The following is a 19,907-nucleotide window of genomic DNA, read 5'->3' on the forward strand; positions in this document are numbered from 1 at the left end:
CTACTCCCGCATCCGGCGTTGTCAACGCTGGCTGCGCATAGCAGCCCGTAGCCGGATGGAGCGCAGCGTAATCCGGGGCTCTCACTCCACGGAAAAACCTCCCCGGATTGCGCTTCGCTCCATCCGGGCTACACCTCTCTCACGCGTTGCGCGCCATCAGGCCGCCATCGACCGGGATCACCGCGCCGGTCAGGAACGATGCCGCCGGCAGGCACAGGCTCAGCGTCATATGCGCGACCTCCTCGGGATCGCCGTAGCGGCCGAGTGCGGTGCGGCGCTTGGCGTAGATGGTCTTGTGCTCTTCCGAGATGCGGTCGGTGATGGCGGTGCGGATCGGGCCCGGGCAGATGCAGTTGACGGTGATGCCTTCGCGGCCAAGCTCCACAGCCAGCGAGCGGGTGAGGCTCGCCACGCCACCCTTCGCCGCCGAATAAGGGCTGTGCAGAGCGGTGGCGCCGAGCGCCTCGGTCGAGGCGATGTTGACGATGCGCGGGCTCTTCGATTTGCGCAGGTGCGGAAGGGCAGCGCGGATGATGCGCGGATGCGCCGTCAGCATCACGGCGATGCCTTTTGCCCAGGCGTCCTCGTACGCCTCGTCGTCGATCGCGACGCGGACGGAGATGCCGGCGTTGTTGACGACCACGTCGAGCCCGCCGAAATGCGTCGCGACGTCATTGACGACGCGCTTGATCTCGCCGACGTCGGCGACGTCGAGCTTCCACGCCTTCGCCGTTCCGCCGCTCGCGGCGATCTCCTTCGCAACGGCCAGCGCGCCCTGCTCGTCGTAATCGGTTGCGGCGACGTTCGCGCCCTCAGCGGCGAACACGCGCGCAGTCGCGCGGCCCATGCCGCTCGCAGCGCCGGTGACGAGAACGGTCAGGCCCTTCACAGACCGGCTGAGCTGCTTGAAGTCGGACATGCGGTTTCCTCGCGGAGTGCTTGTTTTTTGTTATGAGATTGACGAGGCTGGCATCGATCCGCAGACAGGTCAAACAAGCAAAATAAAAGGGAGGCCGCGATGGCAAACGAGCTGGATTTCTCAGGCAAGCAGGTGCTGGTCGTCGGCGGGTCCAGCGGCATCGGCAACGGTATCGCACAGACCTTCCGCGCCAAGGGCGCGCATGTCGCGGTTTGCGGCACGCGTGCTCGGCCTGCGGAATATTCGGCGGAGGAAGGTTCTGATCTGACGGGGCTTGCTTATGTGCAGCTCGATGTCAGCAATGCCGGCGCGATCGAAGCGTTCAAGCCGTCCTTCGACAAGCTCGACGTGCTCGTGTTGGCGCAAGGCGCCGTGCTCTATCGCCGCGGCGAATTCGAGATGAGCGGTTTCCGCAAGGTCGTCGAGGTCAATCTGATGAGCCTGATGGCGTGCGCGACAAGGTTTCATTCCATGTTGCGGGATTCGAAGGGATCACTGATCATGGTGTCGTCGACTGCAGCCTATCACTCCACCATGGGCAACCCCGCCTACAACGCGTCGAAGACTGGGGCGGTCGGCTTGACGCGGACGTTGGGTGAGGCCTGGGCCGAGGATGGCATTCGCGTCAACGGCATCGCGCCCGGCCTCGTCGACACCAAGATGACGAAAGTGACGACCGACAATCCCAAGCGGCTCGAAGGCGCATTGTCGCGCATTCCATTGCGGCGATTGGGCACGCCGGCCGACATGGCGGGCGCGGCGCTGTTCCTGGCATCGCCGCTGTCCTCCTACATCATCGGCCAGACATTGGTCGTTGACGGCGGACTCATTCTGTAGCCCGGATGAGCAAAGCGACATCCGGGACTTTTCATGCACCGTTCCTGGGTATCGCTGCGCTCACCCGGGCTACGCACTCATTCTTTCGGCGATTGGAACTGCGCTGCTCCTGATCGGTTACTCCGGCAGACCCCCGAGGAGGATCATCATGGACAAGGATCGGATTGTTGGATCGGCCAAGGAATTCGCTGGCCGCGCGGAAGGTGCCGTCGGTGATCTTGCTGGCGATGCGCAGACACAGGCGTCAGGCAAGGCGCGCGAAGCTGCCGGTACCGTGCAGAATCTCTACGGCCAGGCCAAGGATGCCGTGCGTGACGCCGGCGAGACCGCGGCCGGCTATGCCAAGGATGCCTACGAGAACCCCAGCGACACTTTGCGCGATGGCTCACAGGCGATTTCGCGGAAGGTGCAGGACAATCCGCTTGGCTCACTCCTGATCGCCGGCGGCATCGGTTTTGCGCTCGCTCTGTTGATGTCGCGTCCCGCACGCCGCCCACCGCCGCGCTGGCGCTATTACGGCTGAGCGACGAACCACGCATCTCTCGTGCCCCGGACGCAATGCGGCGTGAAACGCCGCGTTGCAGAGCCGGGGCCCATTCTTTGTGGGTGTTGGTAGAGCTGGGCCCCGGCTCTGCGGCCGGGACAAGAGATCAGTGGCCTACCGGATCACTTCCGCCGATCGTCCGACATTGCCCGGCGGACGCGGGATCGCGGGATTCGGATTGCGCGGCCCCGGTGCCGGCGCCAACTGTCGCGGCGGTGGCTGCGGAGATCCGAAGCCAAAGAAATCGCGCATTGACGGCGTGGCCTGCGCGGGCTGCTGCGGCACCGCGGGCTTCTTCGGCGTCAGCTTTGGCGGCGCGATCGCTGCGGCCGCACCCGGCGTGCCGGGAGCAGCAGCACCACCATCCGGCGTCGTTGCCGCCATCGGCGTATCGCCCTTGGCCTGCTCGCGCCCGACTTCGCGGCGTGGCCAGGCATAATCATCGGCACGGCCCGCGGGCGCCGCCAGCGGCTCGCCCTTCACCAGCGTCTTCGCGGCGAGCGCATCGACGGCAGCGGGACGCGTGCCCGGTCCGCCCAGCAATTGATCGGTCGAGATCGAGGCCGCAACCAGCGGCACGATCGGGCCTGCCAGCGGCCGTGGCGCGGGCTTGCCGGGCTCGGCGCTGGTGTCGGGCGTCGCCGGCTCGCTCGGCAGCGCGATCGGGCCGGAGCGGCCTGCGAGCAGGCGCGTGATCTCGCGCTCAACATAATGCGCGAGCTTGCGCGCGCCGGGCTTGGTGAAATAGACGCCGTCATAGCTGCGGAGCTGACGGATCTGGCCTTCGAAGTCCGGGCCCTTCTGGAGGAAGCGGCCGGCTTCGTCGACAAAGCCGTCCCAGACGTCGACATAGGTGATGCCGGCCTTGGCCGCGCCCTCGCGATAGAGCGAATCCAGGAACAGCATGTCCGCGGTGCCCTTCGGCCCGCGGATCGCAGGCAGGCCGACCCAGAGCACCGGCACGCCCTTGGTCTTGAGGACGGCGGCGAGCTCTTCGATCTTCTTGCTGTAGAGCTCGACCCAGCGGTCGTCGCGGAATTCGTAGAGGCCGTTTGGATTGCGCGCAGTCTTTTCGGGGGCTGCTACCGGCGTGTCGGCGTTGTCGGCATCGTCCTGCGGAAGGTCGGTGTCGGCCGGCTTGTCGTCGGGCTTGGCGGCGGTGTCGGTGCCGTTCGGCTTGGCGTCGCCCGGCTTGCCATCTCCTGGCTTGCCTGGCGGCTTGGCGCGCGCGCCCTTGTCGTTCTTCTTGTCCTTGTCCGAAGCCTTATCCGATGCCTTGTCCGCTTTGTCCGCGACGGGTTCGCGGATCGAGATGCGGTCGTTGAGGCCGAGCATGACGACGATGATTTCGGGCTTCTCGGTTTCCAGGATTCCCTTCGCAGCGGCTGCCCAGTCCGAGGGCTCGCCTTTGGGCTGGTACTTGATCAGGCCGGAGGTGGTCTTGTGCTTGCGGATCACGCCCATGTCGGGCTGCTCGGTGTAGGCGTCTTCCAGGCCGTAGGCGAGCCAGTCCGCCATGGCGTCGCCGATCACCAGCACGTTCTTGTCCGGAATGCCGTCGTGCTTGGTCGGCGCCGGCGCGCGCGAAAAATCCTGGCGCGGGGCCTGCGGCTGTTGCTGCTGGAATGGTGCGAAGAAATCGCCGCCGAACCAGCCACCGTCGCGGCCGCCGCCCCGTTGTTGTGGAGCCTGACGTTGCGGTGGGCCGCCGAAGCCGGGGAAGTTGAAGAACTGCGCCGATGCGGGTCCCGCGATCAGGACCAGGATCGCAAGCGCCGTCCCCAGCGCGATCAACGGGCCGGTCTCGGTCAGTGCCTTCAACAGGGACTTGTGCTTCGACATGCGATCTCGGGCACGCGCAATGGGGTCTGGAAGTAGCTCAATATAATAACGGAATCAGGCCGCAAACGGGCAAATTCTGTTGCAGATTCTTGGGGCAATACACCGGGGATCGGCCAAAATCCCGCTTCAGGGTTACTTTCGGCGCGATTTTACCGCCCGCGCAGCCGTTCCAGCACGTCGGAGGAGGCAAATCCGTCCGCCGGCACCCCGATCGAGGCCTGGAAGCTGCGCAGCGCCTCCCGGGTCTGGCCGCCGAACTGGCCGTCCGGCGTGCCCTTGTAGAAGCCGCGCTGGACCAGCAGCTGCTGGAGTTCCAGCCGCTCGGTGCGGGACAGCTCCCGTTCCTGCCGCGGCCAGGGCTGCACAAAGGGCTGGCCGCCGCGCAGGCGGTCGGCGAAATGGCCGATCGCCATCGCATAGGCCTCAGCCGGATTATATTTCATGATGACCCGGAAGTTCTGCATCATCAGAAAGCCCGGGCCTTGCGCGCCGGCCGGCGCCAGCAGATAGGCGTTCTCCGCCGGATGCGGGAAGGGCTGGTTGGTCGGGCGCTTGAGCCCAAGCTTTTCCCACTGCGCGATCGTCATCGCCTTGGCGCGGTCGGCCAGCATGTAGTTGAAGCCCTGCGGCACCACGACCTCAAAACCCCAGGTCTGGCCGGTCTGCCAGCCGTCCTTCTTCAGATTGTTGGCGGTGGAGGCGATCAGGTCGGTGGGATTGTCGACGACGTCGCGCCGTCCATCGCCATCGCCGTCCACGGCAAAGCGCTTGAACGCGGTCGGCATGAACTGGGTCGGGCCAAACGCGCCGGCCCAGGAGCCGCGCATCTGCTCGGGCCTGAGATCGCCGCGGTTGAGGATTTCCAGCGCGGAGAGGAACTCGTCCTTGAAATAGGCCTGGCGGCGGCCGACGCAGGCAAGCGTCGCGGTCGATTGCAGTACGCTGCGGTCGCCCATCTGCGTCGAATAGTTGGACTCGATGCCCCAGATCGCCGCGATGATATAGCGGTCGACACCATAGGCTTTTTCCGTGGCGTCGAACTGCGCCTTGTATTTGGCGAGGACTTCCTTGCCCTTGGCGAGGCGGTTGTCGTTCACGAGGATGTCGAGATAGTCCCAGATCGACTTGGTGAACTCCGGCTGCGAATCCATCAGGTCCATGATGCGCAGATCAGGCGCGAGCCCTGCGGTGAAGCGCTGAAAATTCTCCTGGGTGATGTTTCGCCGTGCGGCATCAGGCCACATCCCGGCGACGCAATTGTTGAAATTGGACGCCGCCTCGCGGATCGCCGCGGCGGTCATCAGCGGATGGCCGGAGGCGCCGTCCTCGCCGCTCCAAGGCTGAGCGCCGCCGGGACCGGGGGCGGGTTGCGAGGGCGCCGGGCTCGAGCCGGAGAAAATGCCACCGAATAGGTTCGACAGACCATTCTGGGACTGCGCTTGCGCAGCAGGTGGGAACAGCAGGGCGGCCGCAAGCATTGTTGCGCCGGTCCAAGATAAAGCTATCCCTGTCACCAATTGCCTCATGTCCCACCTGTCCGGCCGAAAATCCGCCATCAGGAGGCCTCGTTACGGTTGCCAATATCTTAACAAAGGTGAATTTTTGCTGGTGACCTTTTTCTCAAATTCCCTGGGACGGAGCCCTACAACCGCCTTTGTTGCCGGCTGCAAAACGGCTAGCAAGATGCCATTGCTTCTTTCACGTGCGCCCCAAGGTATTCGATCAATCACATGAAAATCCGCAAAGCCGTATTCCCCGTCGCCGGCCTCGGCACCCGCGTCCTGCCCGCCACCAAGGCGATGCCAAAGGAAATGCTCACCATCGTCGACAAGCCGCTGATCCAGTACGTCTATGACGAGGCGAGGGAAGCCGGCATCGAGCATTTCATCTTCGTCACCGGCCGCAACAAGAATGTCATCGAAGATCATTTCGACCGGATGTTCGAGCTCGACGCGACGCTGGCCGCGCGTGGCAAGAAGGCCGAGCAGGACGTTCTGGCGCAGAACCAGCCCGAAGCCGGCGCCGTCAGCTTCACCCGCCAGCAGGCGCCGCTCGGCCTCGGCCACGCGGTCTGGTGCGCGCGCGACATCGTCGGCAACGAGCCGTTCGCGGTGGTGCTGCCCGACGAGCTCGTGCTCAATTCGCCCGGCTGCCTGAAGCAGATGATCGATACGGCCAACAAGCTCGGCGAAAAATCCAATGTCATCGCGGTCGAGGCGGTGCCCGATCATCTCACCCATCAATACGGCATCTGCGGCGTGGGGAAACGCACCGGCAAGATGTTCGAGGTCGACGGCATGGTCGAGAAGCCGGCCAAGGGCACCGCGCCCTCCAACCTTTCGATCACCGGCCGCTACATTCTCCAGCCGGAAATCTTCAAGATCCTGGAGACCCAGGAGCGCGGCGCCGGCGGTGAGATCCAGCTCACCGACGCCATGATCGGGCTCGCCAAGTCGCAGAAATTCTACGGCGTCGAGTTCGAGGGCGAGCGCCATGATTGCGGCTCCAAGCCCGGCTTCCTCCGCGCCAACATCGCCTACGGCCTGAAGCGGCCGGAACTGCGTGACGGGTTGATCGCGGAGATGAAGAAGTATCTGGGGCAGTAGCCGCCGTCGTCCCGGCGAAGGCCGGGACCCATACCGCGTGATCTATCGATTGCGAGCGGTAGGCGTACCGAACTGCGAGTCTTCGCCAAACCACTCCCTGTGGTTATGGGTCCCGGCCTTCGCCGGGACGACACCTGAGGATTTGGTGTTCACCGCCCAATCGCAGCGCCTCACGCCACCAGCGACAGCCTCGGAAGGTTTGCCACCACGGACTGGTTGCGGCCGCCGGCTTTTGCGGCATAAAGCGCCTTGTCGGCGGCGGCGACCAGGACAGTCCAGTCCAGGCCGGCGGTGGGAACGAGGCTGGCGATGCCGCAGGAGACGGTCGATCCGGCCCCGTCGTCAGACCAGCCCTGTACCTTGCCGCGGATCATCTCGGCGACCTCAAAGGCCTCGGTGACCGAGGTGTTCGGCAGCAGCACGGCGAATTCCTCGCCGCCATAGCGCGCGGCGCAGTCGCCGGCGCGGCGCACCGAATCGGAGATGCAGATGGCGATGCCGACCAGCACCTGGTCGCCGGCCTGATGACCGAACGTGTCGTTGTAGGCCTTGAAATGATCGGCATCGATCATCAGCAGTGCGATCTGCGTCTTCTGGCGCATGGCGCGGCGCCATTCGATATCGATGACATGGTCGAACTTGCGGCGGTTGCGCAGGCCCGTGAGCGCGTCCGTCGTCGCCATCTCCTCGAGCTTGCTTTCGGCGTCGGCGCGGCGGCCGATCTCGCGCGCGAGCAGGATCGCCGACCCCAGCACGAACAGGGCGAGCACCAGGATCACGGCGCCGATGCGAAGCGCCTCCCTCTGCCACAGCGCGAACACCGAGCTGAGCGGCTTTCCGGCCACCACGAACAACGGACTGGTCCCGCTGCTGCGGACATAGAGCCGCGGTGTGCCGTCGATCGGTCCCTGTCCGGCGAACGAGCCGCCCACTTTGAGATTGTCGGACTTCCAGACCGGCTGATCGCCGAGGTTCTTGCCGATGATGTCGAGGTCGAACGGCCGCCGCATCATGATGGTGCGGTCGCGCTTCAGCACGGTGATGGTATCCTCGGGATCGAGGCTCAGCCGCTCGAACAGCTCGTGGAAATAGCTGAAGCGGATCGAGCCGGCGACCACTCCCATGAAGCCGCCGTCGGTATCGCTGATGCGGCGGCTCAGCACGATCGAATAGGCGCCGCGGAACAACATCGGCCGGCTGATGAACAGTCCGATGCCGGGGTTGTCACGATGAACCTTGAAATAGTCCTCTTCGGCGCGGTTCTCCAGCAGGGGATCGAGCGTGGAGGCGTCGATGGTCAGCCTGCCGTCAGCATCGAACACCTGGATGGCGCCGAAATGCCGGGCCGTGGTCGCATGATCGAACAGGATGAGGTGGCGGACCGGCTTCGAGACCGAGGCGATCTCGGGCAGCAGCATGTTGCTGGTGACCGCCTTCAGGGACAGGTCGTAGATCTCGATATTGCGGCTGATGTCGGCTTCGATCGTCGTGGCCAGGTTTTCCAGTGTCTGGCGGGCCAACGCCTCCTCGCCGCGACGCATGTCCAGCATCACGTTGACGCAAACGGCGGAAAAGCCGATCACCGTCACGACGGACGAGATGATCAGCAGCTTCGCCGAAATTCGCCACGGCCGGCGGGCCGTGACTTCGCGCCATCCAGACAGCATCCGTTGCTCCCGACCTTAGTGGATGCGCCTGAAATCTTGCGTAGTGTTTAAGCCGGGACGGCGCTGCCGCAATGAGTTAAGAATTGGTTTCCGCGAGTCCTGCTTTTGAGCAGATCAGGCCGCGGACAAATGGATAGAGGACGGCGGTGAACGACTACGACGCGTTGCGCGATTACCTGATGCGGCACAAGCAGGCGGAATTCGTGCTGAGCTTTGAGCAGATCGAGGAGATCATCGGCGGGGCTCTGCCGCGCGCGGCGAATCGTGCCTCATGGTGGGACACCTCGCGCAGCCCAGATATTCAGATGCCGCAGCGCGAAGCCTGCCTCTCCGCGGGTTTCAAGGCCACGCGGATGCCGGACGGCCAGACCGTGCGGTTCACGAAGCTGAAGAGTGACCGGCGGCGTCCAACGGCAAAGAGCGACTAGCTCGCCGCTTCCAGCCGCACTTCCGTCAGCAGCCGCATCGCGGCGTCCGCGTCCATCGGCTCGCCGAAGGCAAAGCCCTGCGCGTATTCGCAGCCCAGCTGATAGAGCTCGACCGCGTCGGAATCGGTCTCGGCGCCTTCCGCAACCACGTCCATGCCGAGATCATGCGCGAGCGCGATGATCGACTTCAGGATCACCGGGCGGGTGCCGCGATTGGTGGTGCGGACGAAGGACTGGTCGATCTTGATGGTGTCGAACGGGAAGCGCTGGAGATAGGCGAGCGACGAATGGCCGGTGCCGAAATCGTCGAGTGACAGTCCGGTGCCGAGCTCGCGGATCCGCGTCAGCATCTGTGCCGCGTGCTCCGGGTTCTCCATCACCAGCGATTCCGTCAATTCCAGCTTCAGCGTGCCGCGCGCCACCGAGGAGCGCGACAGCACGGTGCGGATGTCGTGGATCAGGTCGTGGCGCAGCAACTGCCGCGAGGAAACGTTGACGCTGGCGAAGATCGGCTCGCGCGAGCGCATCGCGCGCTGCCAGATCGAGAGCTGCTTTGCGGTCTGGTCGAGCACGAACATGCCGAGGTCGATGATCAGGCTGGTCTCTTCGGCGATGGTGATGAATTCCGACGGCGCCATGCGCCCGAGCTTCGGATGATCCCAGCGCACCAGCGCCTCGAAGCCCGCGACCGAACGATCCTCCAGCCGCACGATCGGCTGATACAGGATGGTGAGCTCCTGCCGCTCGATGGCGCGGCGCAGCTCGCTTTCCAGCGTCAGGCGGTCGGTTTTGCGGGCACGCATTGCCGACTTGTAGACGTCGATGCGGTCGCCACCGATGCGCTTGGAATGGTACATCGCAAGCTCGGCGTCCTTGATGATCTCGTCAGTCAGTTGAACTTGCGGATCAGAAAGGGCGAGCCCGATCGAGGCCGTGAGAAAAATCTCGCGGTCGTTGAAGGCGATCGGCGCGCGGATGGTCTTGCGGATGGTCTCGGCGAAGGCGGTGATGCGGGCAGGGTCCTGCTCCGAAAGCAGGATCAGGCCGAACTGGTCGCCGGCGAGCCGCGCCAGCGTGTCCTGCGGCTTCAGGATGCGGGTGAGGCGGCGGGCGAGCGTCAGCAGGATGGAATCGCCGACCGCGATGCCGACGGAATCGTTGACCTGCTTGAAGCGGTCGAGGTCGATCACCATCAGCGTCGGCCGCAGCGTCGGCATGGTCTTGGCGAAGTGCGCGACCGCACCTAACCGGTCCATGAACAGTTTGCGGTTGGGCAGGCCGGTCAGATTGTCATGCACGGAATCGTGCAGCAGGCGCTCCTCGGCGTTGCGCAGCTCAGTGACATCGGTGAGCGTGCCGACCACGCGCGAGACCTCGCCGTCCGAGCCGACCACGGGGCGCGCTTTCAGCGCGAACCACATGAAATGTCCGTCCGGAGTGCGCAGGCGGAAATCCTGCACCAGGCGGCCGCGGCGTTGGTCGAGCACGCTGTCGAGCGCTGCGCGGAAACGGTCCTGGTCGAGCGGGTGCAACACTTCCAGCCACGACGCGGCCGGGCCTTCGAGCGTGCCGCGTTTGAGGCCGAGCAGGGCTTCGGTCTCGGGGCTGGTGAAAACCTTGTCGGCGGAGACGTCCCAGTCCCAGATCAAATCGCCGGAACCGGCCAGCGCCAGCGCGCGCCGCTCGATGTCGGAGACGACGCCGGTGGTGGCGCCGCCGCCGGCAAAGGCGTGTTGCATGACCGTGAAGCCGATCAGCATCACGATCAACACGAGGCCGCCGAGCAGCGCCGGGCCGACGATGTCGTTTGTGACGGAGCCCGCCACCGTCATGCCGGCCGCGACCACCCAGATCACCAGCAGGAACCAGGTCGGGATCAGCAGCACCGCGCGGTCGAAGCCGTGGGTGGAGAGATAGACGATCAGCGCGAAGCCGGCGAAGGCGATCAGCACCAGCGATATGCGCGCGATGCCGGAGGCCACCGCCGGGTCGAACAAAGCGAGCGCCACCAGCGAGCCTAAAAAGGCGAGCCAGCCCACCGTGATGTGCGAATAGCGCACATGCCAGCGGCTGAGATTGAGATAGGCGAACAGGAACACCAGCAGGGTGGCCGCCAGGATCGCTTCACCCGCCGCGCGCCAGATGCGCTCGGCGTTGTTCGACATGTCGAGCACCTTGCCCCAGAAGCCGAAATCGACGCCGATATAGACCAGCACCGCCCAGGCCAGCGCCGCGGCGGCCGGGAACATGATGCTGCCCTTGACGACGAACAGGATGGTCAGCACCAGCGCAAGCAGACCGGAGATTCCGATCACGATGCCCTGGTAGAGCGTGAAGGAGTTGACCTTGTCCTTGTAGGCTTCCGGCTCCCACAGATAGAGCTGCGGCAGCTTGTCGGTACGCAGTTCCGCGACGAAGGTGATGACGGCACCGGGATCGAGCGTGATGCGGAACACGTCGGCGGTCGGGCTCTCCTGCCGCTCCGGCCGGTCGCCGGTCGAGGGCGTGATGGTCGCGATGCGCGACAGCCCGAGGTCGGGCCACAGCAGGCCCGAAGAGACGATGCGGTAATGCGGGGCGACGATCAGGCGGTCGAGCTGGTCGTCGGTGTTGTTGGCGAGCGCGAACACCACCCAGTTCTGGCCGCCTTCGCGGGCGCGCACCTCGATGCGGCGGACGATGCCGTCGGTTCCGGGCGCAGTGGAGACCTGGATGCGGTCGGCGTCGCTGCGCTGGTGCTCGAGCACGCCGGTGAGGTCGATCGCGGGCGCGTCGCCGCGGACGCTGACAGCGTCAAGCGCGCGTGCAGGCGACGCGGCGACAAGAATCATGAGGCCCAGCGCGATGGGCGCGAGGCGCCTGATCAGACGCAAGGTCAATTCTCCGCGTTCGACGCAAACTGTGTGTGCAAGACTGGCACGCAAAGGCGATTTCAGACCGGACCGAAGTGGTTCGGCGCGCAGCGATAGATGCCACGAAAGCGAGGGAAATCAAAGGGTTTCCGCCCAGTCCTGTGGGCCAGCGGCCTAGACCTCCAACACAATTTTGCCAATATGTGCGGAGGTCTCCATGCGCCGGTGTGCGTCGGATGCCTTTTCCAGCGGGAAAGCGCTGTCCATCAGCGGTTTGACGCGGCCTTCGCGCAAAAGCGGCATCACTTTGGCTTCGATCGCGGCCACCATCGCCGCCTTGTCCGCATTACTACGGGGACGCAGCGTCGAGCCGGTATGGGTCAACCGCTTCACCATCACCTTGGCGATGTTGACGGTGACCTTGGGGCCGTTGAGGGTTGCGATCTGCACGATGCGGCCGTCGACCGCGGCGGCGTCATAATTGCGGTCGACATAGTCGCCGGCGACCATGTCGAGGATCAAATTGACGCCGGCCTTGTCGGTCTCTTCCTTGACCACGGCGACGAAGTCTTCGTTCTTGTAGTTGATGGCGCGATCGGCCCCGAGCTTGAGGCAGGCATCGATCTTGTCCTGCGAACCGACGGTGACGAACACCTTCGCGCCGAACGCCTTCGCAAGCTGGATCGCCATGGTGCCGATGCCGGAGGAGCCGCCGTGGATCAGAAGCGTCTCGCCGGCCTTCAGCCCGCCGCGCTCGAACACATTGTGCCAGACCGTCATCAGGGTTTCCGGCAGCGCGCCGGCTTCCTTCATCGACAGCGACGGCGGCACGCTCATGGCCTGGGCGTCCTGCGCGATGCAGTACTGCGCATAGCCGCCGCCGGCGACCAGCGACATCACCTTGTCGCCGATCTTGTGCCGCTTGGCGTTGCTGCCGATGGCCACCACTTCGCCAGCAATCTCAAGTCCCGGCAGGTCGCTGGCGCCGGGCGGCGGCGGATAGGCGCCGGAGCGCTGCGCCACGTCGGGCCGATTGACGCCGGCGGCCTGCACCTTGACCAGGATCTCGTCGGGCCCGGGCTGCGGAATGCTGCGTTGTTCCGGCACCAGCACCTCCGGTCCGCCGGGCTTGGAGATGGCGACCACGGTCATTTGCGCGGGCAGCTTGTCCATGATTTGTCCTTGAGCGAAGGTGCGGGATGGAATGAGGCCTTTGATTAGCCAGCGCGGTCCACGCTGGCAACCACTTCTACGCATGCAGGAGGAACGGCGATGGCGACGGAAGACGACGACCGCCCGCGCAAGAAAATCACCCACGAGATCGGACAGGACCTCTCACTGTTATCGGTCGAGGAACTGACCGAGCGCGTCGCCCTGCTCAAGACCGAAATCGCGAGGCTGGAGGAAGCCACCACCAAAAAGCGCGCCTCGCGCGATGCGGCGAATAGCGTCTTCAAGTCGTAGTCGTCTCACCACAGGTGTCGTCCCGGCGAAGGCCGGGACCCATACCGCGTGATCTGTCTATGGGCTTTGACAGCAGTACCGAACGACGAGTCTTCGTCAAACCACTCTCTGTGGTTATGGGCCCCGGCCTTCGCCGGGGCGACGAGAGCCTTGTTCCGCACGCACTCAGCCAGCGGCCGACATGGCTAACGAACCCTCAAAAAAATCGCTCGTTTACTCCCGATTAAGCTTTCGGGTTTATGACTGGAACTGTCCTCGTTTGGACACCGAGTGGCTCCTGTCCACTCTGTTTGACGCCTCCCTGTTATCAACTTTCAAAGCCGCCGGTTTTCCGGCGGCTCTTTTTTTGGTCCAAAGCGTTTTCGAGCGAAGTGGATACCGGTTCGCGTCAAGAAAACGCGTCAAACGAAGAGCTCACTGCGGTTGAATTCCGAGGAAAGACCCGCGGAAACCATATCCGCGCTTGCCGCTGGACTCCGCGTCCCGCCCGCGCAATGATTTGTTCATCATAAGCTGGCGCAAAGCCGGACCGGTAAACAGTTGCGTAAGGGGCGTTAACCATGGAACGTTTGCAAGCCGAAGGCGCTCTCGTTCAACTCAGCGAGCGGTTCACCAATTCTGCGGCGTTCGGCGTCCTGTTCCGCGAGGGCATGGACCTGGTCGAAGAGACCGCCGCCTATCTCGACGGCGCCGGCCGCACCGAGGCCAAGGCGCTCGACCGCTCCGTCAGCCTCACCTATGCCACCGAAAGCATGCGCCTCACCACCCGCCTGATGCAGCTCGCCTCATGGCTGCTGCTGCATCGCGCGGTCAAGGAAGGCGAGATGACGCTGGGCCAGGCCAACCGCGAGAAGACCAAGGTCAAGCTCTCGGCCGCCGATCCCGGTGCCGCCGACACCATCGAGAAGCTGCCCTCGCAGTTGCAGGACCTGATCCATCGCTCGATGAGCCTCCAGACCCGCGTGCGCCGCCTCGACACCACGATCCACACTCCGCCGGCCGATCATCCCTCGATCGGCAATCCGCTGGTGCCGCACCTCAACGCGCTGAAGGCGGCGTTCGAGCGGTAAGATCCAATCTCTCACCGTCACCCTGAGGTGCTCGCCTCTTCGGCGAGCCTCGAAGGGCGACGGCCCGGCTGCATCTCGGCCGTACATCCTTCGAGGCTCTCCACGCGACGCGTTGCGTCGCATGGCTCGCGCCTCAGGATGACGGGTCTGGTAGTGACGCGGCGGTAGCCCGAAAAACAAAAACGCCCCCGGTTTCCCGGGGGCGTTTTCGTTCGCGGCCGAAACGGCCGGATCAATCCTTCTTGAGGAAGCCCGAAAACTTCTTCTGGAAGCGGGAGACGCGGCCGCCGCGATCCAGCATCTGCGCGTTGCCGCCGGTCCAGGCCGGATGCGACTTCGGGTCGATGTCGAGGTTCAGCGTGTCGCCTTCCTTGCCCCAGGTGGAGCGGGTCAGGTACTCGGTTCCGTCGGTCATCACGACCTTAATCGTATGATAATTCGGATGAATCTCGGCTTTCATGGCAATTCCTAGGGCGACCGGCGCCGCTCGCTTGAGTGATGTCGATGACGGATTTGGCGGCTCTATACCCCACAGGGGACCCTAAAACAAGCCATTGTGGGACAAGCAGAACCGGACGGTCACTTAAGGGACATCCCGGATTTGCCACGACCGGTCCCCCGGCCTATCTGGAGCAGACTTCTCTCTTTTGGTCGGATCTCATGAGCGCAGTAGAACGGCTTGAAACCGGGCCCGCAGAGGCCCCGTCGATCGAAGCCGAACTGATGGAGGCGCCGGCGAAGAGCCGCGCCAAGCTGCGGCCGCTGATGGCGCTCGCGCCCTATGTGGCCCGCTACCGCGGCCGCGCGGCGCTCGCCTTCGTCTCGCTGACGGTCGCCGCACTGACCACGCTGCTGGTCCCGGTCGCGGTGCGCCGGATGATCGATTTCGGCCTGACGCCGGAAGGCATCGCCCTGATCAACAGCTACTTCTCGGTGATGATCGCGGTCGTCGCCGTGCTCGCGCTCGCGAGCGCGTCGCGCTACTACCTCGTGATGACGATCGGCGAGCGCATCGTCGCCGATCTGCGCAGTGACGTCTTCGCGCATCTGCTCTCGCTCTCGCCTTCCTTCTTCGATTCCGCGCGCAGCGGCGAGCTCGTATCGCGGCTCACCGCCGACACGACGCAGATCAAATCCGCGGTCGGCGCTTCCGTGTCGATCGCGCTGCGCAATCTGATGATGTTTTTTGGCGCGGCAGCCATGATGGTGATCACCAGCCCGCGTCTCTCCGGCTTCGTGCTGCTCGCGATCCCGCTGATCGTACTGCCGCTGGTCGCCTTTGGTCGCTGGGTGCGGCGTCTGTCGCGCAATGCGCAGGATACGCTTGCGGATGCTTCCGCCTATGCGGGCGAGCTGGTCGGCGCGATCCGCACGGTGCAGGCCTACACCAGCGAAGGGCTGGCTGCGAAGCGTTTTGGCGGCGAGGTCGAGCAGGCCTATGAGGCGGCGCGCACCTCGACCCAGGCGCGCGCGGTGCTCACCGCCATCATCATCTTCATCGTGTTCGCAAGCGTGGTCGCGATCCTCTGGATCGGCTCGCATGACGTGCTCACCGGCACGATCACGCCGGGCCGGCTCGGCCAGTTCGTGCTCTATGCCGCGTTCGCTGCCGCCGGCCTCGGCCAGCTCAGCGAAGTCTGGGGCGAGGTCTCGGCGGCTTCCGGCGCCGCCGAACGCCTGTTCGAAATCTTGCATGTGCAGCCCGAGATCGCAGCGCCCGCGTCGCCGCGCGCGCTGCCGGTGCCGGCACGTGGCGAGGTCGGGTTTGATCGCGTCAGCTTCTCTTATCCGGCGCGGCCCGACGTCAACGTGCTCGACGCCGTGTCGTTCACGGTGCGCCCCGGTGAGAAGGTCGCGATCGTCGGCCCCTCCGGCGCCGGCAAGAGCACAATCTTCCATCTGCTGCTGCGCTTCTACGATCCGCGTGGCGGCGCGATCTCGCTCGACGGCGTGCCGGTCAGATCGGCCGACCCGCGCGACTTCCGCGCCCGCATTGCGCTGGTGCCGCAGGAATCCAACGTGTTCGCGGCAAGCGCCCGCGAGAACATCCGCTTCGGCCGGCCCGGTGCGACCGATGCCGAGGTCGAGCGTGCGGCCGAGCTCGCGCACGCCGCCGAATTCATCCGCCGCATGCCCGAAGGTTTCGAGACCCCGCTCGGCGAGCGCGGCGTGACGCTCTCAGGCGGCCAGCGCCAGCGCATCGCGATTGCCCGCGCGATCCTGCGCGATGCGCCGCTGCTGCTGTTGGATGAAGCGACCTCCGCGCTCGACGCCGAAAGCGAGACGCTGGTGCAGACCGCACTCGAAGAGCTGATGCGCCACCGCACCACGCTGGTGATCGCGCACCGCCTCGCAACCGTGCTCTCCTGCGACCGCATCCTGGTGATGGACCAGGGCAAGATCGTCGAGCAGGGCACGCATGCCGAGCTCGTGGCGGTGAACGGGCTTTATGCGCGGCTGGCGAGGTTGCAGTTCGAGGGGGCGTGAGGGCGCGTTGGCACGCTGAATGCTCCGGTGTGCATTCGCGTGTCTAGCGTACAGCCGATTTGTGAAGATCGACCAGCTCGGCGAGCGAGTTGACCGTCAGAGACGGATCGGCCGCGGCAGCCAGGGTCGCTCCAGTGCCCTTCTTCCCATGGCGGCGGTTCACCCAAACGGTCGTCAGGTCGATCTGGTTTCCGGGCGCGATATCGTGGTGCTTGCTTTGGGCGACGTGGAGTATTTCTCTCTTCTCGATCCCGTGCCGCGCAGCTTGCTGGATGGCTGCATCGAAATGCGGTTGGCCGGGCTTGTAAGAGCCCACATCTTCCGCCGTGACCGTGAACAGGAACGGCACTTCCAGCATCCTGAGCGTCCCCGCGAGCGAAGAATTGTCGACATTCGAGAGGATGCCGAGCGCGAAGTGCTGGCTGAGATATCGCAGGCTCTCGACGGTGTCCGCGAATGGACGCCAGAACGGCACGGACCGAGCGAACTCGTCCGCACGGGCGGGGTTTTCATCCCAGCCAAACTGTTCCTCGATGTCGCGCCATGAGCGTCGGAGCACTTCGGGATAAAGCAAAGCCGGACGCGTCTGCTGGTGCTTGGCCTGCATGAGAGCGAACGTGCTGACGACGAGATCCGGAGGAACCTGGGACTCCATCTGCAGGAGCCAGGGCTGCACCAGCTTCGATATGGATGTATCCCAGTCGATCAGCGTTCCGTAGCAGTCGAACGTCAGCAGTTTGAATTTGGAGAACGCGAGCATTTACTTTTCTTCCTTGGAAAGCTCTTCCCGATGGAGCTGCGCCTGCACGCGCTTGGTGGAGGCGTCCGTCTGATCGACGATCAAGCGGCAGGCATCTTCGATGTCGCCGTTGCGAATCTTCGAGACGATGAGGAGATGGCTGTCGACCCAGTCGGAGCTGAGGCCGGAATTGGCCCATGCCGGAAGCAGGTACCGATTGATCCCCTGGTACAGGCCGCCAATTTGCGCGAGCAGACGCGGCCGCTCGGCCCGTTTGTAAAGGCTGCGATGAAACTCCCAGTGTAAATTGGCGCGGTCGAGCGGGTCTGACGCCTGGGCGGCCTTGGCCAGAACGGCTTCGGAATATTGCAGGTCGGCAGCGGTGAGCCGTGGCGCCGAGTGACGAAGCGCATGCGGTTCGAGCAGACTGCGCAACTCGGCGATCTCAAGAAAATCTTGCTCCGAGATCGGAGACACGGTCACACCGCGGTTGGGATGCAGCACCGCCAGCCCATCGGCGATCAGCCGCTGAAGCGCTTCCCGCACCGGGGCGACGCTGACGCCAAACCGCGCGGCAACATCATTTTGCTTGAGCTGTGCGCCGCCGGAGATCGTTCCCAGCAGGATCGCGCGGCGCAACTGCTCGGCGATGAGGTCTGACGTGGAGACCCTTACCGCCGAGATGCCTGCGAGGGCGTCGGATAGCGTCATTCTTGACATTCCTGTCGTATCACGTGATCTTAGATTATCGATAATCGAAGATCGATATGAAATCAAGAGGCCATTACAGCCGCGATCGGCCGCGTAAGGAGTTGAAATATGGCGGAAATTTCGGAGATAACGATCATTGCGACCCGCGGGCAGGGCAGCTCGCTCCCCCGGACGGCTCTGGCAGCCACGGTGGGCACCACGATCGAGTGGTACGATTTCCAAGTCTACGGCCTGGCTGCGGCCCTCGTTTTCAATTCGCAGTTCTTCCCGAACTTCGATCCATGGGCCGGCACGCTGCTGTCATTCGCCACTTTCGCCGTCGGCTTTCTCGCGCGTCCGATCGGAGCGATCATCTTTGGGCACATGGGCGATCGCATCGGTCGCAAATCGACGCTTATCGCGACGTTCCTGCTGACCGGGATCGCGACCCTCCTCGTCGGCTGTCTCCCGAACTACCATACGATCGGCATATTTGCGCCCATCCTGCTCGTGTTGCTTCGTCTCATCCAGGGCATTGGCCTCGGCGGCGAATGGGGTGGCGCTGTGCTGGTCATGACCGAAGGCGAGGCGCAAACCCGGCGTGGGCTCCTCGGCAGTCTCCCGCAATTGGGCTCTCCTGCGGGACTAGTGATCGCGACACTGGTCTTTGCCGCAACCACGGCAACCCTGGGCACCGATCAATTTGCCGCGTGGGGCTGGCGACTGCCTTTCCTTTTGAGCATCGTGCTGGTGGTGGTTGGCGCGTTCGCCCGATTCTCGATGCCTGAAAGCCAGGCTTTTTCGAAAGCCAAGCGCACCAACGCGATCGCGGCATTTCCGCTCGCAGAAGCGTTGCGGACCCAGTGGCGTGAGGTGCTGCTCGCAGGTGGGTTGTTCCTCGTGACGAGCGGCGGCTTCTACGTCTATGTGACCTTCATGGTCGCCTACGGCTCGACCAATCTCGGCCTGTCCAGGGAGCTGATGCTCAACGGTGTGCTGACATTCGCAATCGCCGAACTGCTGGTCATTGTCCCGGTGTGCGCGTTTTCCGATCGGATCGGGCGCCGGCCGGTCTTCATGGCGGCCGCGATCTTCACGATACTGTTCGCATTCCCCCTGTTTTGGTTGGTGAACACGAAAGTCACGTCATTGATCTTCCTCGGCATGGCCATCGGCGGAATAGCCAACGGTGTCCTGTTCGGAATCATGGGATCGTTCGGCCCCGAACTCTTCAAGACCAACGTCCGCTACACCGGCGCTTCGCTCGGTTATCAATTGTCAGCCGCACTCGGCGGTGGACTGACGCCTCTGATCGCGACGGCATTGGTCAAATGGGCTGATGGAAATTATTGGCCGGCGCCCGCCTGGCTCGCAAGCCTCGCCTTGGTGAGCCTGATCGCGGCGATTGTTGCACCTGAAACGCGGTCTCGCTCATTGTCCGACGAGGTCGGTTGAACATCGAAGAGAGTGTGCCTGGAAACGGTCGGGCGCACTCTCAGCTTGCGTGTTTTTGAGTGCTGGTCGTGACCGCGCCAGCGGACATCAGTCGCACTTCGGCGAGAGCGCCGGCACGTTCGGCCACGGCCAGTTCTTCCAGCTTCCGCCCGAATCGACACAAGCCGATGTTGACGCCGGCGCTGCCCATTTGGAGACCTTGGGCTCGGCGAAGCGTTGGTCGACATAGGTCGTCGATAAATATCCGGCGACGATGATGCCCAGCAGGACTGTAGAACCCTTGGCGAGGTCGCTCAGCCGCATCGAT

18 protein-coding genes are annotated in these 19,907 nt (G+C 64.2%); 8 read left to right on the plus strand and 10 right to left on the minus strand.

Annotated features, from left to right (window positions below):
• Positions 1-139 precede the first annotated feature (139 nt).
• The gene (locus UP06_RS10985) at positions 140-919 is read right to left on the minus strand and encodes an SDR family NAD(P)-dependent oxidoreductase (protein WP_045002550.1); all 780 of its coding nucleotides are present in this window, start codon (positions 917-919) and stop codon (positions 140-142) included.
• Between the two features lie 99 nt (positions 920-1,018).
• Here UP06_RS10985 and UP06_RS10990 point away from each other — a divergent pair, with 99 nt between their 5' ends.
• Together UP06_RS10990 and UP06_RS10995 are read left to right on the plus strand one after the other, a co-directional pair.
• Entirely contained in the window at positions 1,019-1,756 is a 738-nt protein-coding gene (locus UP06_RS10990; protein ID WP_045002551.1) for an SDR family NAD(P)-dependent oxidoreductase, read from the plus strand.
• 148 nt (positions 1,757-1,904) lie between these two features.
• Entirely contained in the window at positions 1,905-2,279 is a 375-nt protein-coding gene (locus tag UP06_RS10995) for a CsbD family protein (RefSeq protein WP_045002552.1), read from the plus strand.
• A gap of 135 nt (positions 2,280-2,414) precedes the next feature.
• Here UP06_RS10995 and UP06_RS11000 read toward each other — a convergent pair whose 3' ends face one another.
• Together UP06_RS11000 and UP06_RS11005 are read right to left on the minus strand one after the other, a co-directional pair.
• Positions 2,415-4,142, minus strand: a complete 1,728-nt coding sequence (locus UP06_RS11000) for an SGNH/GDSL hydrolase family protein (RefSeq protein ID WP_045002553.1) — start codon at positions 4,140-4,142, stop codon at positions 2,415-2,417.
• Positions 4,143-4,291: 149 nt separating this feature from the next.
• Positions 4,292-5,620 carry a lytic murein transglycosylase gene (locus tag UP06_RS11005; protein ID WP_502691540.1) on the minus strand — a complete coding sequence of 443 codons (1,329 nt, stop codon included), beginning with the start codon at positions 5,618-5,620 and terminating at the stop codon, positions 4,292-4,294.
• A 252-nt stretch (positions 5,621-5,872) separates the two neighbouring features.
• On the opposite strand from UP06_RS11005, the gene galU reads away from it, so the two are divergent.
• Positions 5,873-6,748 (plus strand): UTP--glucose-1-phosphate uridylyltransferase GalU, encoded by an 876-nt coding sequence (gene galU / locus UP06_RS11010; protein WP_045002555.1) that lies wholly within the window; start codon positions 5,873-5,875, stop codon positions 6,746-6,748.
• A gap of 170 nt (positions 6,749-6,918) precedes the next feature.
• Here the strand turns inward: galU and UP06_RS11015 are convergent, their stop codons facing one another.
• On the minus strand, positions 6,919-8,415 hold the full coding sequence (locus UP06_RS11015) for a GGDEF domain-containing protein (protein WP_045002556.1): 1,497 nt from the start codon (positions 8,413-8,415) through the stop codon (positions 6,919-6,921).
• Positions 8,416-8,561: 146 nt separating this feature from the next.
• Here UP06_RS11015 and UP06_RS11020 point away from each other — a divergent pair, with 146 nt between their 5' ends.
• Entirely contained in the window at positions 8,562-8,843 is a 282-nt protein-coding gene (locus tag UP06_RS11020; protein WP_045002557.1) for a DUF7662 domain-containing protein, read from the plus strand.
• On the opposite strand, the gene UP06_RS11025 is transcribed toward UP06_RS11020, so the two are convergent.
• Both UP06_RS11025 and UP06_RS11030 read right to left on the minus strand, forming a co-directional pair.
• Positions 8,840-11,716 (minus strand): EAL domain-containing protein, encoded by a 2,877-nt coding sequence (locus UP06_RS11025; protein WP_045002558.1) that lies wholly within the window; start codon positions 11,714-11,716, stop codon positions 8,840-8,842. The two genes, UP06_RS11020 and UP06_RS11025, sit on opposite strands and share 4 nt — an antisense overlap.
• A gap of 153 nt (positions 11,717-11,869) precedes the next feature.
• Positions 11,870-12,868: an NAD(P)H-quinone oxidoreductase gene (locus UP06_RS11030; protein ID WP_045002559.1), complete on the minus strand. Its 999-nt coding sequence runs from the start codon at positions 12,866-12,868 to the stop codon at positions 11,870-11,872.
• Between the two features lie 99 nt (positions 12,869-12,967).
• On the opposite strand from UP06_RS11030, the gene UP06_RS11035 reads away from it, so the two are divergent.
• Positions 12,968-13,159, plus strand: a complete 192-nt coding sequence (locus UP06_RS11035; RefSeq protein WP_045002560.1) for a DUF1192 domain-containing protein — start codon at positions 12,968-12,970, stop codon at positions 13,157-13,159.
• 560 nt (positions 13,160-13,719) lie between these two features.
• Positions 13,720-14,229, plus strand: a complete 510-nt coding sequence (gene rcdA, locus UP06_RS11040) for a protease adaptor protein RcdA (protein ID WP_045002561.1) — start codon at positions 13,720-13,722, stop codon at positions 14,227-14,229.
• A gap of 232 nt (positions 14,230-14,461) precedes the next feature.
• On the opposite strand, the gene rpmE is transcribed toward rcdA, so the two are convergent.
• Positions 14,462-14,689 (minus strand): 50S ribosomal protein L31, encoded by a 228-nt coding sequence (gene rpmE, locus UP06_RS11045; protein ID WP_008137002.1) that lies wholly within the window; start codon positions 14,687-14,689, stop codon positions 14,462-14,464.
• Between the two features lie 200 nt (positions 14,690-14,889).
• Here rpmE and UP06_RS11050 point away from each other — a divergent pair, with 200 nt between their 5' ends.
• Positions 14,890-16,716, plus strand: coding sequence for an ABC transporter ATP-binding protein/permease (locus UP06_RS11050; protein ID WP_045002562.1), 1,827 nt, complete (start codon positions 14,890-14,892; stop codon positions 16,714-16,716).
• 43 nt (positions 16,717-16,759) lie between these two features.
• On the opposite strand, the gene UP06_RS11055 is transcribed toward UP06_RS11050, so the two are convergent.
• Both UP06_RS11055 and UP06_RS11060 read right to left on the minus strand, forming a co-directional pair.
• Positions 16,760-17,476, minus strand: coding sequence for an HAD hydrolase-like protein (locus UP06_RS11055; protein ID WP_045002563.1), 717 nt, complete (start codon positions 17,474-17,476; stop codon positions 16,760-16,762).
• The gene (locus UP06_RS11060; protein ID WP_156162896.1) at positions 17,477-18,232 is read right to left on the minus strand and encodes a GntR family transcriptional regulator; all 756 of its coding nucleotides are present in this window, start codon (positions 18,230-18,232) and stop codon (positions 17,477-17,479) included.
• Between the two features lie 42 nt (positions 18,233-18,274).
• Here UP06_RS11060 and UP06_RS11065 point away from each other — a divergent pair, with 42 nt between their 5' ends.
• Positions 18,275-19,600: an MFS transporter gene (locus tag UP06_RS11065; RefSeq protein WP_082081342.1), complete on the plus strand. Its 1,326-nt coding sequence runs from the start codon at positions 18,275-18,277 to the stop codon at positions 19,598-19,600.
• Between the two features lie 87 nt (positions 19,601-19,687).
• Here UP06_RS11065 and UP06_RS11070 read toward each other — a convergent pair whose 3' ends face one another.
• Entirely contained in the window at positions 19,688-19,903 is a 216-nt protein-coding gene (locus UP06_RS11070; RefSeq protein ID WP_045002564.1) for a hypothetical protein, read from the minus strand.
• Positions 19,904-19,907: the final 4 nt, after the last annotated feature.

Origin of the sequence: Bradyrhizobium sp. LTSP857, from assembly GCF_000938285.1 — a bacterium.
GTDB lineage: Bacteria > Pseudomonadota > Alphaproteobacteria > Rhizobiales > Xanthobacteraceae > Bradyrhizobium.

Bases quoted from the DNA above. Each gene is read 5' to 3' on its own strand.
- UP06_RS11030 (WP_045002559.1), bottom strand. From the start codon at position 12,868: ATGGACAAGCTGCCCGCGCAAATGACCGTGGTCGCCATCTCCAAGCCC.
- UP06_RS11070 (WP_045002564.1), bottom strand. From the start codon at position 19,903: ATGCGGCTGAGCGACCTCGCCAAGGGTTCTACAGTCCTGCTGGGCATC.
- UP06_RS10985 (WP_045002550.1), bottom strand. From the start codon at position 919: ATGTCCGACTTCAAGCAGCTCAGCCGGTCTGTGAAGGGCCTGACCGTT.
- UP06_RS11015 (WP_045002556.1), bottom strand. From the start codon at position 8,415: ATGCTGTCTGGATGGCGCGAAGTCACGGCCCGCCGGCCGTGGCGAATT.
- UP06_RS11005 (WP_502691540.1), bottom strand. From the start codon at position 5,620: ATGCTTGCGGCCGCCCTGCTGTTCCCACCTGCTGCGCAAGCGCAGTCC.
- UP06_RS10990 (WP_045002551.1), top strand. From the start codon at position 1,019: ATGGCAAACGAGCTGGATTTCTCAGGCAAGCAGGTGCTGGTCGTCGGC.
- UP06_RS11065 (WP_082081342.1), top strand. From the start codon at position 18,275: ATGGCGGAAATTTCGGAGATAACGATCATTGCGACCCGCGGGCAGGGC.
- UP06_RS10995 (WP_045002552.1), top strand. From the start codon at position 1,905: ATGGACAAGGATCGGATTGTTGGATCGGCCAAGGAATTCGCTGGCCGC.
- UP06_RS11055 (WP_045002563.1), bottom strand. From the start codon at position 17,476: ATGCTCGCGTTCTCCAAATTCAAACTGCTGACGTTCGACTGCTACGGA.
- UP06_RS11035 (WP_045002560.1), top strand. From the start codon at position 12,968: ATGGCGACGGAAGACGACGACCGCCCGCGCAAGAAAATCACCCACGAG.
- galU (WP_045002555.1), top strand. From the start codon at position 5,873: ATGAAAATCCGCAAAGCCGTATTCCCCGTCGCCGGCCTCGGCACCCGC.
- rcdA (WP_045002561.1), top strand. From the start codon at position 13,720: ATGGAACGTTTGCAAGCCGAAGGCGCTCTCGTTCAACTCAGCGAGCGG.
- rpmE (WP_008137002.1), bottom strand. From the start codon at position 14,689: ATGAAAGCCGAGATTCATCCGAATTATCATACGATTAAGGTCGTGATG.
- UP06_RS11000 (WP_045002553.1), bottom strand. From the start codon at position 4,142: ATGTCGAAGCACAAGTCCCTGTTGAAGGCACTGACCGAGACCGGCCCG.
- UP06_RS11050 (WP_045002562.1), top strand. From the start codon at position 14,890: ATGAGCGCAGTAGAACGGCTTGAAACCGGGCCCGCAGAGGCCCCGTCG.